The organism is Blautia sp. DFI.9.10, from assembly GCF_024461705.1.
In the GTDB taxonomy this organism is placed as follows: Bacteria; Bacillota; Clostridia; order Lachnospirales; family Lachnospiraceae; genus Blautia_A; species Blautia_A fusiformis.
Genome location: NZ_JANGAA010000010.1, coordinates 1 through 17,937 on the forward strand (window position 1 = coordinate 1; position 17,937 = coordinate 17,937).

The window sequence follows — 17,937 nt, forward strand, 5'->3', positions numbered from 1 at the left end:
ATATATTTACATTTGATCATTTGATATATTTGAATTTGATATATTTACATTTGATCATTTGATATATTTGAATTTGATATATTTACATTTGATATATTTGAATTTGATCATTTGATATATCTGCATTTGATATATTTCCCCCTCAAATTCACTTCTATATTATTCCAAAAAATCCGCAGATGTGCCCCGCACATCGAGACCTGCCAACGCCCTCCCACCCTCACTCTCAGCTCAACCTTCCACATCCAATACCGTCACATACCTATAACGGCCTCAAGACTTTTTCACTCTCAACAACCCCTTCAGGCCGTTCTCCTCCATCGGCTCAGACTTTCGTTCCCAGCACCGTCGCATACAGACACAAGTCAACAAAACTCCCGTCCTCCACAACCAAGCACTCCTAAAAAAAGCCCGAGGGGTGTGCAGAGGGGCCGCGGCTTTGCGGCCCCTTTGCGGTTTTCCTTTTTTCCTCAAAAAAATACTGTGCGCCATTCGCCAAAAAAGCAAACGCCACACAGTATTTAAAAAAAAGTATTTCTAACCTCTTGTTACTTTACTTAACAACACGCACCCTGTACATTCCCTCAATCTCCTTGAGTTCATCTAACGCCTTAGCAGACGCCGCACTCTCAAGATCAATAAGAGTATAAGCAAACTCCCCTTTACTCTTATTCGTCATATCCGCAATATTCAATCCCTCAGATCCAAGGATCTTGGTAACCTGACTGATCATATTCGGTGTGTTGCTGTGCGCAAGAGAGATTCTTCCAACAGCCACACAGGTACCCATATCACAGTTCGGATAATTAACTGAATTTTTGATATTACCATTCTCAAGGTAATCGCGGATCTCCTTTACAGCCATCTCTGCACAGTTTTCTTCAGATTCCTCTGTAGACGCACCAAGATGCGGAGTTACCAGAATACCCTCACGTCCTGCAACTGTCTCATTTGCAAAGTCAGTTACATACTTCTTAACCTTGCCACTCTCAACAGCCTCGATCAGCGCATCCTCATCAACAAGAAGATCTCTTGCAAAATTCAGAAGAACTACGCCGTCCTTCATCTTATCGAAAGCTTCTTTGTTGATCATCTTCTTAGTGCTGTCAAGAAGCGGCACATGAATGGTGATATAATCGCACTGGCTGTAGATCTCATCCAGGCTCTTGCTGTGCTTGATGGTTCTGGACAGGTTCCATGCTGCATCAATAGAAAGATATGGGTCATAGCCATATACCTCCATGCCAAGACCGCATGCTGCGTTTGCCACCATGGCTCCAATGGCTCCAAGACCGATGATACCAAGCTTTTTGCCGCTGATCTCGCATCCTGCGAACTGTTTTTTCTGCTTCTCGGCAAGCTTGCCGATGTGCTCTTTATCTTTCTCCTGTGCAACCCACTCGATACCTCCTACGATATCTCTGGATGCAAGGAGCATACCTGCAAGTACCAGCTCTTTTACGCCGTTTGCGTTAGCTCCAGGCGTGTTGAATACAACAACACCCTTCTCTGCATACTCCTTAACCGGAATATTATTGACGCCTGCACCTGCACGTGCAACTGCACAAACGCTCTTCGGCAGCTCCATGTCGTGCATTTTTGCACTTCTTACAAGGATTGCGTCACACTGGTCAGCGGTCTCTGTTTTTTTATAATTATCGCCAAAAAGTTTCAGACCTTTTTCAGCGATCGGATTCAGGCAATGATACTGGAACATTATGCATTCTCCTCCTCGAATTTTTTCATGAATGCAACCAGTGCCTCTACGCCGGCCTTTGGCATGGCATTGTAGATGCTGGCACGCATTCCGCCAACAGTACGGTGTCCTTTCAGGTTTACAAGTCCTGCTTCAGTTGCCTCTTTAACAAACTTGGCATCCATTTCCTTGTCACCGGTTACGAACGGTACATTCATAAGGGATCTGTCTTCCGGAACTACAGTTCCTTTGAACAGCTTGCTGGAATCCAGGTAATCATAAAGGATTTTTGCTTTTTCCTCATTGCGCTGCTTCATCACTTCCAGACCGCCCATCTTCTTCAGCCATTTGAATACTTTTCCGCATACATAGATGCAGTAAGCATTCGGCGTATTGTAAAGAGAGCCTGCGTCTGCATGTGTCTTATAAGTAAGCATGGTTGGGGTTCCCGGAAGAACATCCTCTGTGATCAGGTCCTCACGGATGATCACGATAACCATGCCTGCCGGTCCGATGTTCTTCTGAACACCGCCATAGATAATACCATATTTGCTTACATCCACCGGCTCAGACAGGAAGCAGGAGGATACATCTGCTACCAGAGTCTTACCTTTTGTGTTTGGAAGTTTTTTGAATTTTGTGCCGTAAATGGTGTTGTTCTCACAGATGTATACGTAGTCTGCATCCGGGCTGATCGGCAGATCACTGCAGTCCGGGATATAGCTGAAGGTTTTATCTTCAGAAGAGGCGATCTTGTTTGCTTTTCCGTATTTCTGAGCTTCCTGATAAGCTTTTTTTGCCCACTGTCCTGTTACGATATAATCTGCGACCTTGTTTTTCATAAGGTTCATCGGGATCATGGCAAACTGCTGGGATGCTCCTCCCTGAAGGAAAAGTACCTTGTAGTTATCCGGAATGTTCATAAGCTCGCGAAGATCTTTCTCTGCAGTATCAATGATCTCCTGAAAAGCTGCACTTCTGTGGCTCATTTCCATAACAGACATTCCTGTGCCGTTATAATCCATCATCTCATCCGCTACTTCTTTGAGTACTTCCTCTGGAAGCACTGCCGGTCCGGCAGAAAAATTATACACTCTACTCATGTTTCTTCATATCCTCCTCGTCAAATACATCATCAAGGTTCGCACCAGCCGGTACCATCGGGAACACACTCAGATCCTGATCGATCCAGCAATCCAGAACGACAGGTCCCTCTGCTGCCAGTGCCATCTTAAGTGCAGGCTCCACATCCTCCATCTTTGTCACACGAATGGCTTTTGCACCCAGCGCCTCTGATAATTTCACAAAATCAACGGCGTCATCCAGTACTGTGGAAGAGTATCTCTTTCCATAGAAGAGCGTCTGCCACTGACGCACCATTCCCAGTACATGATTGTTCATAACAATCTGGATCAGCTGTCTGCCACAGCGTGCAGCTGTTGCCAGCTCATTCATATTCATACGGAAGCATCCGTCACCTGCTATATTTACAACTGTTTTTTCCGGTCTGCCCATCTTCGCGCCAATTGCAGCGCCAAGGCCGTAGCCCATGGTTCCAAGGCCACCGGAAGTAAGAAGAGTTCTCGGCTCTTTGTATTTATAATACTGCGCCGCCCACATCTGATGCTGTCCAACATCTGTGGAGATGATCGCATCACCGTTGGTCAACTCATAAAGCTTCTCTATAATATACGGACCTGTAAGCTGTGTGTGATCATAATTCAGCGGATATTTTGATTTCAATTCCTGGATATGTGCGATCCACTCCGGATGTTCTTTCTTCGGAATTTCCTCCAGAAGGCGTTTCAGCACTTCCTTCACATCACCGATCACACTGGCATCCACTTTGATATTTTTATTGATCTCCGCAGCATCCACATCAATCTGAAGGATTTTTGCATTATGCGCAAAAGTTTTGGTATTTCCTGTTACACGGTCACTAAAGCGTGCACCGAGAACAATAAGAAGATCGCACTCTGTTACGCCAAGATCGGAAGTCTTGGTTCCGTGCATACCTACCATACCTGTATAGAGAGGATCTTCTCCCGGGAAGGTACCCTTGCCCATCAGAGTATCGCAGACAGGAGCCTGGATCCTGCGAGCCAGCTCACGTACTTCCTGGTCAGCACCGGAGATCACACATCCGCCGCCAACAAAAATAAACGGTTTCTCTGCCTCTCTGATCATTTCCAGTGCCTGATCAATATCTTCTTTACGGATACTTTTGATCTCACGGTTAACCGTAGCCGGATGGCATGGCTCATATTCATATTTCATTCCTGTGATATCCTTCGGGACATCCACAAGCACCGGGCCGGGTCTTCCGCTTTTTGCAATATAAAATGCTCTTCTTAACGTATCTGCAAGATCTTCGATATTCTTTACGATGAAACTGTATTTTGTTACAGGCATTACGATACCTGCGATATCAACCTCCTGGAAAGAATCTCTTCCCAGGAGTGGTCTTCCTACGTTTGCAGTAATGGCTACCATCGGTACGGAATCCATGTATGCAGTCGCGATCCCTGTTACCAGGTTAGTTGCTCCTGGACCGGAGGTTGCCAGGCAGACACCCACCTTTCCAGTCGCTCTTGCATAACCGTCAGCAGCATGGGATGCACCCTGCTCGTGGGAGGTCAGTACATGTGTGATCTCATCTTTGTATTCATATAAGGCATCGTAAACATTCAGGATCGCGCCGCCCGGATATCCAAATACGGTATCAACGCCCTGTTCCTTCAGACATTCTACGATGATCTCTGCACCTGTAAGCTGCATATCTTTCGTTCCTCCTTATTTTGCTTTCGGTACTTCCAGGATCGCACCACGGTTTCCGGATGTTACCATGGAAGCGTATCTTGCCAGATATCCGGTTGTCACCTTCGGCTCTCTTGGCTGCCATTTTTCTCTTCTAGCCTGCATCTCTTCATCTGAAACCTTGATCTCCAGTTTCAGCTCCGGAATATTGATGCTGATGATATCGCCTTCCTCAACCAGTGCGATCGGGCCGCCTACTGCTGCCTCCGGTGATACGTGTCCGATAGCGGCTCCTCTGGATGCACCGCTGAAACGTCCGTCGGTGATCAGGGCTACGGAAGAACCAAGTCCCATTCCCACGATGGCAGATGTAGGGTTCAGCATCTCTCTCATTCCAGGGCCACCCTTTGGTCCCTCATAGCGGATGACCACAACATCTCCCTCTACGATCTTACCGCTCTTGATGGCAACAATTGCGTCATCCTCGCTGTCAAATACACGTGCAGGACCTTCATGTACCAGCATCTCCGGTACAACTGCAGAACGTTTTACAACACCACCATCCGGTGCAAGGTTTCCTTTCAGTACGGCAAGTCCGCCTGTCTTTGTATACGGATTGTCGATAGGGCGGATAACATCCGGATTCAGGTTTACACAGTTTTTGATATTCTCACCTACTGTTTTTCCGGTTACTGTCATACACTCTGTATGGAGAAGTCCCAGCTTGTTCAGCTCATTCATGACCGCATAGACACCACCGGCCTCATTAAGATCTTCCATGTAGGTCGGGCCTGCCGGTGCAAGGTGGCAAAGGTTCGGGGTCTTCTCACTGATCTCATTTGCAAAGCTGATATCAAAGTCCATTCCGATCTCATGTGCGATAGCCGGAAGATGAAGCATACTGTTTGTGGAGCATCCAAGTGCCATATCTACTGTAAGTGCATTTAAAACTGCCTCTTTTGTCATAATGTCTCTTGGGCGGATGTTCCTTCTGTACATTTCCATTACCTGCATTCCTGCATGCTTTGCAAGACGGATACGTTCAGAGTATACTGCCGGGATGGTACCGTTTCCTTTCAGTCCCATACCGAGAACCTCTGTCAGGCAGTTCATGCTGTTTGCAGTGTACATACCGGAACATGATCCGCAGGTCGGGCAGGTTTTGTTCTCGAATTCTTCCAGATCATCTGCTGTGATGGTTCCTGCTGCATAGGAGCCTACTGCCTCAAACATACTGGAAAGACTGGTTTTGTGTCCTTTTACATGGCCGGCAAGCATCGGGCCGCCGCTTACGAATACAGTAGGAACGTTGATCCTTGCCGCTGCCATCAGAAGGCCAGGTACGTTTTTGTCACAGTTGGGAACCATGACCAGAGCATCGAACTGATGAGCCAGTGCCATGGCCTCTGTGGAATCTGCGATCAGGTCACGTGTTACAAGGGAATATTTCATTCCAACGTGTCCCATTGCGATTCCGTCACATACTGCGATCGCCGGAAATACAACCGGTGTGCCGCCAGCCATTGCAACGCCGAGCTTTACAGCATTTACAATTTTGTCAAGGTTCATATGTCCCGGTACGATCTCGTTATAAGAACTTACGATTCCTACCAGTGGTTTGTCCATTTCTTCCTTTGTCATTCCAAGGGCATTGAACAGGGAACGATGTGGTGCCTGCTGTGTGCCTTTTCTTACGGTATCACTTTTCATTTTTAAGGTCTCTCCTTTTTATTCTTTACGATAGGATCCGGTATCTGTTTATAGACTTCCTCTTCCAGGTACCGGTTTTTTCTGTTCTGTTTCGTTTTCTTCTCTCTGTCCCGCTTTATTTATGCAATGGCATCTGCGATCAGATCGCCCATCTCTTTGGTTCCGACAAGCTTGCATCCGTCAGACATGATATCTCCTGTTCTGTAACCCTCTGTAAGAACGTTCTGTACTGCTGTTTCCACAGCATCTGCTTCTTTATCAAGATCCAGAGAATATCTCAGCATCATAGCAGCGGAAAGAATGGTTGCGATGGGGTTTGCCTTGTTCTGTCCTGCGATATCCGGTGCTGAACCGTGGCTCGGCTCATAGAGACCAAGCTTTGTCTCATTTAAGCTTGCGGAGGAAAGCATTCCGATAGAACCGGTCACCATACTTGCCTCATCAGAGAGGATATCTCCAAACATGTTTTCTGTAAGGATAACATCAAACTGCTTCGGATCACGTACCAGCTGCATTGCACAGTTATCAACCAGCATATGCTCCAGTGTTACATCCGGATAATCCTTTGCCACATCCTCCACTACACTTCTCCAGAGTCTGGAAGAATCAAGAACATTGGCTTTATCTACACTCGTAACCTTATTTCTTCTCTTACGTGCGATCTCAAATGCTTTAATGGCAATACGGCGGATCTCATTCTCATTATAAGAAAGAGTATCTACCGCTGTGCGGACTCCGTTCTCCTCAGTAGTCTTTCTTGCTCCGAAATAAAGACCTCCTGTAAGCTCTCTTACGATGATCATGTCAAAACCATCTCCGATGATCTCATCACGGAGCGGGCATGCATCACGAAGCTCATTGTAAAGATAAGCCGGACGAAGATTTGCAAACAGGTTCAGCGCCTTACGGATTGCAAGAAGACCTGCCTCCGGACGTTTGGACGGCTCCAGCTTATACCACGGGGATGTCTTGGCATCACCGCCAATGGAACCCATCAGTACTGCATCAGAAGCTTTTGCCTGGGCAATGGCTTCCTCTGTAAGAGGTACTCCGTGAGCATCAATGGATGCCCCTCCTAAAAGAACCTCTGTGTATGAAAATTTATGACTGTATTTCTCACATACTCTGTCTAAAACTTTTTTGGCCTCGGCAACAATCTCCGGACCGATTCCGTCTCCCGGAATCAGGGCAATCTTGTACTCCATTTTATTCACTCCTCCGATTTCCCCTGTGCTGTAAAATTTTAACGCACTGGTGTGGATAATTGTTATTATCATAACGCACTTTTCGACGGATTTCAACCTATTAAATAGATAAAGTTATTTCCGGAATGCAAAAAATAAACAGTAATTCCCTGTTTCTGCCGCCACAGAGACATACTTTCGCACACAGAAAAAAGAAAAACTGCCCTACCATTCCGGTACAGCAGTCTTTCTTTTTTTATCATATTCTGTTTTTCCTGATGATCTTCTCAGAATTTCCCGCTGGAACCACCGAAGGTATCACCGGAAGATGAGGTATGGGTGCTGGAACCACCGTTATTATCCTCATTTTTCGGTTTTGCGGATTTTGATACCGTACTGTAGAGGTAAAAATCATTACTTCTGGTCACATTCATACTGCCCTGCCGCACATAAGAAGCCGCCCGATCCTGTTTTCGCACAGTTTTCAGCTTTCTTCTCATATTTCCGGTCACCAGTAATCCTGCCACAAGCCCCACAGCAAGAGCGATCAGCAGGTTTATCCCAACCGCAAAAGGCTCATCCGGAAGGTTTTCCACATCGTATGGCTCTGCCTCATCTGCCTGCGTGATAAAATCATCGCATTCCGTGGCAAACTTATGAAACGCTTCGTTATAATCACCGTCACTTAAATAAGGCTTCACCTGATCCATGATGTAGGACTGTCCGGCATCCGTAAACACTTCTATCGCATATCCGTGTGTTGCAATGGCCCAGTTACGGTCTCCCATATCCAACAGGAATAAAATACCGTCACCATTTTCCCCCTGTCCATATCCATGGTCAATAAAATAATCCTCCGCATACGCCTGGGCTGTTTTTCCCTCAAGACTGTTAACGGTAACGACCACAACATCTACCTGATCCCGCTCACTGATCTCATCCAGAGTACTGCTCAGGCTCTCCTGCTGCTCTGCATCCAGAAGTCCCGCCTGGTCATCCAAACGGCTTACGGTGCCTGCCCATACTGGAAAAGCACATGCCAGACACAAAAGGATCGATATCAAAAATACAGATATTCTTTTTTTCATGGCATCCACCTCCCTACAAAGCCCAGATCAGATACAGGATAATATAAGTGATCACACCCACGACCCCCGTTGTTCCCAGGAACCATCGTGCAAAAGCGTTCTTGTCTGTAGGCAGATTTCCCACAAATTTCCCTGTCTGACCATTCATGGCAAATATGTAATTATCACCCTTCCACTTCGTCTGCAGGATCCATACGGGATATAACGCATATTTCGTTGTCCCGTTATGAAGCCGGATACTGGTATTCTCCGGTACCACACTGGCGTATCCTCTCACCGTATCCCGGAATGCAGCCTCTGTGCTGCGGCGGATACGCTCATTGGCACGTTCCTCACACTCGCTGGCTGTCACATCATATTTATCTGCAAAATATCCAGCCAGATACGCAGTCTGAAAATCCACCGCTTCTTTGAAATCAAAAGGCTCTATAGACTCCATCAGATCATTTTCCATGCTGGCAGAGCCATCCACCGGTACATGATCAAAACCAAGAGAACCACTTCTGTGTACTGCATAATAGCTGGTCTCCGTATAATCATAATCACTATCGCTCCAGAACCGGGTCTTTGTTGCACGGTAACGGATATCTGCGTCTGCGTCTGTGTCATACAGCCAGAACGGAACGTAAATGCCCTTAACCTCGCTGATATGATTCTCTGACTTAAATGCTTTCGGCAAAAGTCTCTTACCGGTAAGATGCTTTTTCAGCCTCTCCTTTGCCGCTTTCTTGTCCAGCTTAAACGGGATCACATAATCCGGCTTCAGTGCACCGGACAGCTGCCCGGTCATTACCACCGGACTTCCGCAAAACGGGCAGGCCGTTGCTGCCGTGTTGGCATCTCCCACGATCTCACCGCCACAGGACTTGCACACATAGGTACGCAGCCCCTCACTCTCCCCGTCCTGCCACTCACTGCCGGCCTCATCCGACCAGCTCATATCCTCAGGCTGCTCTTCCTCCACAGTCTGGGCATATTCCGATAACGTCCCGACATCAAACTCCGTATCACAAAACGGACACTTCATCTTCTGCACAGAACTGTCAAACTCTATGGAGCCACCACAGCACGGACACTTAAACTCCTGCATCTTCGCCATATATTCACCTCACTTCATCATTCTGTATCCAACAACCGGCAGGAGTTACCCTGCATTTTGCTCCTGACCATCTCTCTTTCTGATCTATACTGCATCCTCCGGTCCGAACGGATCACCGCACTCCGGGCAGAATTTCGGTGGATTCTCCGGATCTGCCGGTTCCCATCCGCACCTGCTGCAGCGATACTGCATCTTCTTCTCCGGTTTCTTCGCTCCGCAGTTCATACAAAACTTGCCTTTATTCACCGTACCGCAGGAACAGGTCCAGCTGTCCTCCACCGGACGCGATGCACCACACTCCGGACAGAATTTCCCCGAAGAAACCGCACCACAGCTGCAGGTCCAGGAACCAGCCGCAGCCCCTGCTCCGTTCCCTGCCGGCGAAACCGGCTGCGCTGCCTGCTGCTGTACACTCTGCTGCTGCGCCTGCTGTTTCTGGCCCATCTCAAACAACTGCTGCGCATTCAGACCACCTGCATTAGCAGCCATACCCATGCCCATAAAGCCAGTCATAGCCCCTGCTGAATTAGAAGCCGCAGCCTTCATAGCATCCGCCTGGGCCCCGGTCAGAGTAGCCGCAGCCATAGCAGGATCACGCATCATAGCCGTACGCTGAGCCTGCTTGATCATCTCGGCATCCTCATCCGGCAATGTCACAGAACCAAGTGCCACACTGACCACCTTAAGCCCACGAAGCTCCTCCCACTTGGCAGAAAGCACCTCATTCATGGCATTCTCCAGCTCCGTATTATGAGTCACGATCTGATTCGGACGCATCTCCAGCTCCGAAAGCCTTCCGAAAGCAGGCTGCAGCGCACTGATAAACTCCGCCTTCAGCTGTCCGTCCAGCTCCTCTCTGGTATACTCCCGCTCCACATTTCCACACACATTCGTATAAAAAAGAAGGGGATCCGCGATCCTGTAGGAATAAACACCATGACACCTCACAGCCACATCCACATCCAGCCCGATCCTAGAATCCACAACCCGGAACGGGATCGGATTAGCAGTACCAAACTTGTTATCCACAAGCTCCTTGGTATTAAAATAATACACCCTCTGATCCTTACCCGTATCACCGCCAAAAGCAAACCTCTTCCCGATCGTATCAAAGGTCTTCCTGATTCCGTCACCCAGACTACCTGAAAAAATACTCGGCTCCGTAGAAGCATCATACGTATACTCTCCCGGATCCGCACAAACCTCAACAACCTTTCCCTGCTCCACGATCATCATGCACTGACCATCCGCCACAGCGATCCCGCTGCCGCTGGAAATGATATTATCACTCCCATGCTTATTGGAAGACCTGGAAGAAGACCTCTTCGTCCCCTTCACAACCATCACTTCTTTATCCATAGCCTCACAGTAAAAAAACTCCTTCCACTGATCCGCCAACGTACCACCCGCTGCACCCACAGCCGCTCTGATAAGACCCATAACTCCAACCCCTTTCTGAAAATTCATTCTTATTTACAATTTTACGATATTCCAAAGCTATCGTCACTCTCATTTCTGATAGTAACATCATTATTACACGAATTTTACCAAAAATCCACTTATTTCTATACAATATTACAATTGTCATATTCCCATCACATCCACAATCCTAGCACATCCACACAGTCCGTCTGCGCTGGCATCAAAGGCTATTCTCCCACACATCCACAATTCTAGGCACATCCACACAGTCCATCTGCGCTGGCATCAAAGGCTATTCTCCCACACATCCGCAATTCTAAGCACATCCGCAATCCCAGGCTGACAGCGCAGCGCCTCAGCCGTCCCCCAAACCAAACACAAACTCAGCCATTGCAGTCGTCCAGCGCAGCGCTGACGACCCACAACCAACCGTCAAACGACACTATTTCTCACCGGAAGCACCAGCCGGGGAAGGGGATGCTGGATGGCTCTGCTTCTGCAGGAGGGGAGCTGATTCTTGGACGGCGGGAATCTGCGTTGTTTTTCAAAAGTCCGCTGTCTGAGCGGCAGCAGGCCGCGAGTTCGGACTTTTTAAAAACGCTTTTAGCAGATTTCCGGCGTCCTAGAAGCCAGCCCCCGACGAAGCCGCAGACCAGCCAGCATCCCCTTCCCCGGCGTCCCTTCATCCGTTCGCCCCTTCATCCGTTCATCCCCCATCCAAACAAAAAAGACACCACGTCACAAAAAACGCAGTGCCTCTCTCATATTCAAGTTATTGTGAAAAAAGCATCAAGCAGAAGCCTGATCAGCCTTCTCAACCTCAGCAATCGCCTGCTTCCTCATAGGAATACGGCAATTCTTATTATTACCAAACTCAACAATAACATCTTCCTCAGTCATATCAATAACAACACCATAAAAACCACTGGTAGTAACAACACTGTCACCAACCTCCATGCTGTTCAACATAGTCTGAGTTCTCTTCTGCTCCTTCTTCTGCGGACGGATCATCATAAAATACATAATTCCAAACAGAACTACGATCCAGACAATACCAAGACCCGCGCTAAGTCCGCCAGCTGCCGCTGTAGATGATGCGATCATTTCAAATTCCTCCTGCTAAAAACAAATAATCTGCGGTACCCCCGCCGTTACTGACCTCTAAAAGTGTCACTTCGTACTATCATACACAAAAACCAAAAAACCTTCAAGAGTTTTCTTATAAAATCAAAGTAATTTACACAAATTTTATAAATAAAACTTACCGGTTCCCGTTGATCCTGCCTTCCTCAAAGCCTTCCAGACGCATCTTCTTATAAGCCGCAAAATTCCCTGCATCCAGCGCATCCCTGATCTCTTCCATCATATGATTATAGAAATACAGATTATGCAGAACACAAAGCCTCATGCCAAGCATCTCCTTCGCCTTCAGAAGATGACGGATATACGCTCTGCTGTAATGACGGCAGGTCGGGCACTGGCACTCCTCATCGATCGGTTTGGAATCCAGCTCATACTTTGCATTAAAAAGATTCATCTTGCCATGGTTGGTATACACGTGACCATGACGGCCGTTACGGCTGGGATATACACAGTCAAAAAAGTCAATACCACGCTCAACCCCCTCCAGAATATTGGCCGGGGTACCAACCCCCATAAGATACGTCGGCTTGTTCTGCGGCAAATGCGGAACCACCTCATCCAGGATCCGGTACATCTCCTCATGACTTTCACCAACTGCAAGGCCGCCCACTGCATAGCCGTCCAGATCCATCTCCGCGATAGCCTGGGCATGCTCAATACGGATATCTTCATAAACAGCCCCCTGGTTAATGCCAAAAAGAAGCTGGTTCTTGTTAATGGTATCCGGCAGACTGTTCAAACGAGCCATCTCATCCTTGCATCTTTTAAGCCAACGTGTTGTACGCGCTACCGATTTCTGTACATAATCCCTGTCTGCCACACTGCTTGGGCACTCATCAAAGGCCATTGCAATGGTAGAGGCCAAATTTGACTGGATCTGCATGCTCTGCTCCGGTCCCATAAAAATCTTATGACCATCGATATGAGAGTTAAAATACACGCCCTCTTCCTTGATCTTACGAAGCTTCGCCAGCGAAAACACCTGGAATCCGCCGGAATCGGTAAGGATCGGTCTGTCCCAGTTCATAAATTCATGAAGACCTCCCAGCTGCTTTACCACCTTGTCGCCAGGGCGCACATGAAGATGATAGGTATTGGACAGCTCTACCTGTGTACCGATCTCATGAAGATCCACAGTGGAAACTGCACCTTTAATTGCTGCAATTGTTCCTACATTCATAAAAACAGGAGTCTGGATCGTTCCGTGGACCGTCTTAAACTCGCCCCTTTTCGCTCTTCCTTCTGTTGTGATCAGTTTATATTCTGCCATTTCATTTCCCTTCTAAAAACATTTTAAAGTTGTCTCTGCCCGGCATCTGCGTTACAGGTACGCCATAACCAGCTGTCGATGCAAATATCTTTCAAAACTTTTAGTCAATATCATAACACATTTTTTTCTTTACGGCTACTGATTGTTAAACTTTTACATTGCCATTTTTTAAACGATATCGTATAATATAGAATATTCGCTTAAAAATCCTTTATAATAAGAAGAAACAACTCCCATCTGACAGAAATGTCAGAGTCGGGCAACCCCTGTATAGATACAACGAGGAGGAAATCAATTTTTTATGAAGAAACACACACTTGGAATTGACATTGGTTCCACCACTGTTAAGATTGCGATCTTAGACGAAAACGATACGCTTGTCTTCTCCGACTATGAGAGACATTTTGCAAATATCCAGGAAACCCTTGCAGATCTTCTTCAGAAAGCTGAGGATCAGCTTGGTGAACTGACACTCTGTCCGGTCATTACAGGTTCCGGCGGACTGACACTTGCCAATCATCTGGAAGTACCTTTTGTACAGGAGGTTATCGCCGTATCCACTTCCCTGCAGAAGCTGGCACCAAAGACAGATGTTGCTATCGAGCTTGGAGGCGAGGATGCCAAAATCATCTATTTCGAAAACGGAAATGTAGAGCAGCGTATGAATGGCATCTGTGCCGGCGGTACCGGTTCCTTCATTGACCAGATGGCATCTCTGCTCCAGACCGATGCACCAGGTCTTAATGAATACGCCAAACATTACAAGGCACTTTATCCCATTGCGGCACGCTGCGGTGTTTTCGCAAAAACAGATATCCAGCCACTGATCAACGACGGAGCAACTAAGGAAGACCTTTCTGCCTCCATTTTCCAGGCAGTTGTCAACCAGACCATTTCCGGTCTTGCCTGCGGTAAACCGATCCGCGGACACGTTGCCTTCCTTGGCGGGCCTCTTCACTTCCTTTCTGAGCTGAAGACTGCTTTTATCCGAACCCTGAAGCTGGATGATGAACATATTATCGCACCAGACAACTCTCATCTGTTCGCAGCCATCGGCTCCGCCCTGAATGCAAAGCAGGATGTTACCGTTTCCCTGACCGAACTGAAGGAACGCATGCGGACCACCATCAAGCTGGATTTTGAGGTAGAACGTATGGAGCCGCTTTTTGCCACAGAGGACGACTACCAGGCTTTCCATGACCGTCAGAGTGCCTACAGGGTAAAAACCGGAGATCTTTCCACCTATAAGGGAAAATGCTTCCTGGGGATCGACGCCGGCTCTACCACAACAAAAACCGCGCTGGTAAGCGAAGACGGAACTCTTCTTTATTCTTTCTACAGCAGTAACAACGGAAACCCGCTGAAAACCACCATCAACTCCATCAAGGAGATTTACAGCCTTCTTCCGGAAGATGCAGAAATTGCTTTTTCCTGCTCCACCGGTTACGGCGAAGCCCTGATCAAAGCGGCACTTCTTCTTGACGAAGGTGAAGTCGAAACCGTTTCCCATTATTACGCAGCTGCTTTCTTTGATCCTGAAGTAGACTGCATCCTGGATATCGGCGGTCAGGATATGAAATGTATCAAGATCCGTAACCAGACTGTTGACAGTGTACAGCTCAACGAGGCATGTTCCTCAGGCTGCGGTTCCTTTATCGAAACCTTTGCAAAATCTCTGAACTACACAGTACAGGACTTTGCAAAAGCAGCTCTTTTTGCAAAACATCCCATTGATCTTGGAACACGCTGTACTGTATTTATGAATTCCAAAGTTAAGCAGGCCCAGAAGGAAGGCGCTGAGGTTTCCGATATCTCCGCTGGTCTTGCCTACTCCGTTATCAAAAACGCCCTCTACAAGGTTATCAAGGTTTCCGATGCTTCCGAGCTTGGCAAGCATATCGTTGTACAGGGTGGTACCTTCTATAATGACGCAGTTCTCCGCAGCTTTGAGAAGATTGCCAACTGCCAGGCCATCCGCCCGGATATCGCCGGGATCATGGGTGCCTTCGGTGCTGCTCTGATCGCAAGGGAGCGCTATCAGGAGGGTGAAAAAACCTCCATGCTTTCCATCGATCAGATCAACAGCCTCCAGTACACCACCTCCATGGCAAACTGCCGCGGATGTACCAACAACTGTCGTCTGACCATCAACAAATTCTCCGGCGGCCGTAAATACATCAGTGGAAACCGCTGTGAGCGCGGACTTGGAAAGGAAAAGAACAAGGATCATATCCCAAACCTTTTCGATTACAAATATAAAAGGATTTTTTCCTATGAACCTCTTTCCGCAGATAAGGCTACCCGTGGACAGGTTGGTATCCCACGTGTTCTGAACATGTTTGAGAATTACCCGTTCTGGTATACCTTCTTTACAGAGCTGAAATACCAGGTGGTACTTTCTCCTACTTCCACACGTAAGATCTACGAGCTGGGTATCGAATCCATCCCAAGTGAATCCGAATGCTACCCGGCCAAGCTTGCTCACGGACATGTCACATGGCTGATCCGTAACGGTGTGAAATTTATCTTCTACCCATGCATCCCTTACGAACGCAACGAATTCCCGGATGCGGTCAACCATTATAACTGCCCGATCGTTACTTCCTATGCGGAAAATATCAAGAACAATGTGGACGAGCTCAGTGATCCATCCATCACCTTCCGCAACCCGTTCCTGGCATTTACTTCCGAGGATATCCTGACAAACCGCCTTGTGGAAGAATTCCAGGATATTCCTGCTGCCGAGGTCAAAGCTGCTGCCCATAAGGCCTGGGAAGAACTTGCAGCCGTACATATGGATATCCAGAAAAAGGGTGAAGAAACCCTGCAGTACCTGAAAGAAACCGGCCGCCGCGGAATCGTTCTTGCAGGCCGTCCATACCATATTGATCCGGAAATCCACCACGGTATCCCGGATATGATCAACAGCTACGGAATCGCCGTATTTACCGAAGACTCCGTTGCACACCTTGGACATCTGGAGCGTCCCATCCGTGTCAACGACCAGTGGATGTATCACTCCCGTCTCTACTCTGCCGCAAATTTTGTAAAAACAAGAGAGGATCTGGATCTGATCCAGCTGAATTCCTTCGGATGCGGACTTGATGCCGTTACCACTGATGAGGTTTATGAGATTCTGGATGGAAGTGACAAGATCTACACCTGCCTGAAGATCGATGAGGTCAACAACCTGGGTGCGGCAAGGATCCGTATCCGTTCCCTGATCGCTGCTATCCGTGCAAAACAGGCACAGAATAAAAAAAGGAACATCAAGCCGGCTTCCATTGAGAAGATATCCTTTACCAAGCAGATGCGTAAGGAGTACACCATTCTCTGCCCGCAGATGTCTCCATTCCACTTCGGAATCTTTGAGGCTGCTTTTAAGGCATCCGGCTATAACCTGGAAGTCCTCCCCAACGACAACAAGCATGCTGTTGATGTGGGCCTTAAATATGTAAACAACGATGCCTGCTATCCGTCCCTGATGGTTGTGGGACAGATCATGGATGCTCTTCTTTCCGGCAAATATGACCTGAACAAAACTGCAGTCATCATGTCTCAGACAGGCGGCGGCTGCCGTGCCTCCAACTATATCGCATTCATCCGCCGTGCTCTGAAAAAAGCCGGCATGGAACAGATTCCGGTTATCTCCCTCAACTTAAGCGGACTGGAGAGCAACCCTGGCTTTAAGCTGACACTGCCGCTGATCAAGCGTATCGTTTACGGTGCCGTATTCGGTGATATCCTGATGAAATGCGTATATCGCATGCGTCCTTACGAGCTGGAAAAGGGTATCGTAAACCGCAAGCACAAAATCTGGGAGCAGCGCGTCATTGCCTTCGTAACAGGCAGCAGCGTCAGCCATGGTACCTTCAAAAAAATGTGCCGTGAGATGGTCCATGATTTTGATACGATCCCGATCTCCGATGAGAAAAAGCCTCGCGTTGGTATCGTAGGTGAGATCCTTGTCAAGTTCCTGCCTGCTGCCAACAACCACCTGGCAGATCTTCTGGAGGCAGAAGGGGCAGAACCGGTTGTTCCGGATCTTATCGACTTTATCTGCTACTGCTTCTACAACCAGAATTTCAAGGTTGAAAAGCTTGGATTCAAGAAATCCAAGGCAACCATCGCAAATCTTGGTCTCAGAGCCATCGACTGGCTGAGAAAAACAGCAAATGAGGCTCTGGAGCAGAGCCGCCACTTTACACCGGCCGCAGATATCCGTGATCTTGCAAAAATGGCTGCGCCCATCGTTTCTGCCGGAAATCAGACCGGTGAAGGATGGTTCCTGACCGGAGAGATGATGGAACTCATCCATGGCGGTGTCCCGAACATCGTCTGCATCCAGCCTTTTGGATGCCTGCCGAACCACATCGTAGGAAAAGGTGTCATCAAGGAAGTTCGCCGTGAGCATCCGGAAGCCAACATTGTTGCCATCGACTACGATCCAGGTGCCAGCGAAGTAAATCAGCTGAACAGGATCAAACTTATGCTTTCCACAGCACAGAAGAATCTGCATAAAGACGATAAAAAAGACGCATAACAAGAAATGTAGGTTACAAACATCT

The 17,937-nt window shown here is 47.8% G+C and carries 11 protein-coding genes; 1 reads left to right on the forward strand and 10 read right to left on the reverse strand.

Annotated features, from left to right (window positions below; genetic code table 11):
* Positions 1-553 precede the first annotated feature (553 nt).
* From NE671_RS07700 to tgt, 10 genes are all read right to left on the reverse strand, one after another.
* Positions 554-1,717 (reverse strand): phosphoglycerate dehydrogenase, encoded by a 1,164-nt coding sequence (locus NE671_RS07700; RefSeq protein ID WP_021651414.1) that lies wholly within the window; start codon positions 1,715-1,717, stop codon positions 554-556.
* Positions 1,717-2,799 (reverse strand): 3-phosphoserine/phosphohydroxythreonine transaminase, encoded by a 1,083-nt coding sequence (gene serC / locus NE671_RS07705; RefSeq protein ID WP_015527147.1) that lies wholly within the window; start codon positions 2,797-2,799, stop codon positions 1,717-1,719. Before serC ends, NE671_RS07700 begins: the two co-directional genes overlap by 1 nt.
* A complete protein-coding gene (gene ilvB, locus NE671_RS07710; RefSeq protein ID WP_015527148.1) occupies positions 2,792-4,474 on the reverse strand; it encodes a biosynthetic-type acetolactate synthase large subunit in 1,683 nt (560 codons plus the stop codon). Before ilvB ends, serC begins: the two co-directional genes overlap by 8 nt.
* A gap of 15 nt (positions 4,475-4,489) precedes the next feature.
* A complete protein-coding gene (gene ilvD / locus NE671_RS07715; protein ID WP_021651413.1) occupies positions 4,490-6,163 on the reverse strand; it encodes a dihydroxy-acid dehydratase in 1,674 nt (557 codons plus the stop codon).
* Positions 6,164-6,282: 119 nt separating this feature from the next.
* On the reverse strand, positions 6,283-7,368 hold the full coding sequence (gene leuB / locus NE671_RS07720; protein ID WP_022426085.1) for a 3-isopropylmalate dehydrogenase: 1,086 nt from the start codon (positions 7,366-7,368) through the stop codon (positions 6,283-6,285).
* 266 nt (positions 7,369-7,634) lie between these two features.
* The gene (locus NE671_RS07725) at positions 7,635-8,435 is read right to left on the reverse strand and encodes a TPM domain-containing protein (RefSeq protein ID WP_021651410.1); all 801 of its coding nucleotides are present in this window, start codon (positions 8,433-8,435) and stop codon (positions 7,635-7,637) included.
* 13 nt (positions 8,436-8,448) lie between these two features.
* Positions 8,449-9,534, reverse strand: a complete 1,086-nt coding sequence (locus NE671_RS07730; protein ID WP_022426084.1) for a hypothetical protein — start codon at positions 9,532-9,534, stop codon at positions 8,449-8,451.
* A gap of 84 nt (positions 9,535-9,618) precedes the next feature.
* Positions 9,619-10,974, reverse strand: a complete 1,356-nt coding sequence (locus NE671_RS07735; protein ID WP_022426083.1) for an SPFH domain-containing protein — start codon at positions 10,972-10,974, stop codon at positions 9,619-9,621.
* 771 nt (positions 10,975-11,745) lie between these two features.
* The gene (gene yajC, locus NE671_RS07740; protein ID WP_015527154.1) at positions 11,746-12,060 is read right to left on the reverse strand and encodes a preprotein translocase subunit YajC; all 315 of its coding nucleotides are present in this window, start codon (positions 12,058-12,060) and stop codon (positions 11,746-11,748) included.
* A 157-nt stretch (positions 12,061-12,217) separates the two neighbouring features.
* Positions 12,218-13,369: a tRNA guanosine(34) transglycosylase Tgt gene (tgt, locus tag NE671_RS07745; protein ID WP_015527155.1), complete on the reverse strand. Its 1,152-nt coding sequence runs from the start codon at positions 13,367-13,369 to the stop codon at positions 12,218-12,220.
* A 301-nt stretch (positions 13,370-13,670) separates the two neighbouring features.
* Here tgt and NE671_RS07750 point away from each other — a divergent pair, with 301 nt between their 5' ends.
* Positions 13,671-17,912, forward strand: a complete 4,242-nt coding sequence (locus NE671_RS07750; RefSeq protein ID WP_256163838.1) for a 2-hydroxyacyl-CoA dehydratase — start codon at positions 13,671-13,673, stop codon at positions 17,910-17,912.
* Positions 17,913-17,937: the final 25 nt, after the last annotated feature.

Coding starts and splice junctions, on each gene's coding strand:
- NE671_RS07700 (WP_021651414.1), bottom strand. CDS start 1,717: ATGTTCCAGTATCATTGCCTGAATCCGATCGCTGAAAAAGGTCTGAAA.
- serC (WP_015527147.1), bottom strand. CDS start 2,799: ATGAGTAGAGTGTATAATTTTTCTGCCGGACCGGCAGTGCTTCCAGAG.
- ilvB (WP_015527148.1), bottom strand. CDS start 4,474: ATGCAGCTTACAGGTGCAGAGATCATCGTAGAATGTCTGAAGGAACAG.
- ilvD (WP_021651413.1), bottom strand. CDS start 6,163: ATGAAAAGTGATACCGTAAGAAAAGGCACACAGCAGGCACCACATCGT.
- leuB (WP_022426085.1), bottom strand. CDS start 7,368: ATGGAGTACAAGATTGCCCTGATTCCGGGAGACGGAATCGGTCCGGAG.
- NE671_RS07725 (WP_021651410.1), bottom strand. CDS start 8,435: ATGAAAAAAAGAATATCTGTATTTTTGATATCGATCCTTTTGTGTCTG.
- NE671_RS07730 (WP_022426084.1), bottom strand. CDS start 9,534: ATGGCGAAGATGCAGGAGTTTAAGTGTCCGTGCTGTGGTGGCTCCATA.
- NE671_RS07735 (WP_022426083.1), bottom strand. CDS start 10,974: ATGGGTCTTATCAGAGCGGCTGTGGGTGCAGCGGGTGGTACGTTGGCG.
- yajC (WP_015527154.1), bottom strand. CDS start 12,060: ATGATCGCATCATCTACAGCGGCAGCTGGCGGACTTAGCGCGGGTCTT.
- tgt (WP_015527155.1), bottom strand. CDS start 13,369: ATGGCAGAATATAAACTGATCACAACAGAAGGAAGAGCGAAAAGGGGC.
- NE671_RS07750 (WP_256163838.1), top strand. CDS start 13,671: ATGAAGAAACACACACTTGGAATTGACATTGGTTCCACCACTGTTAAG.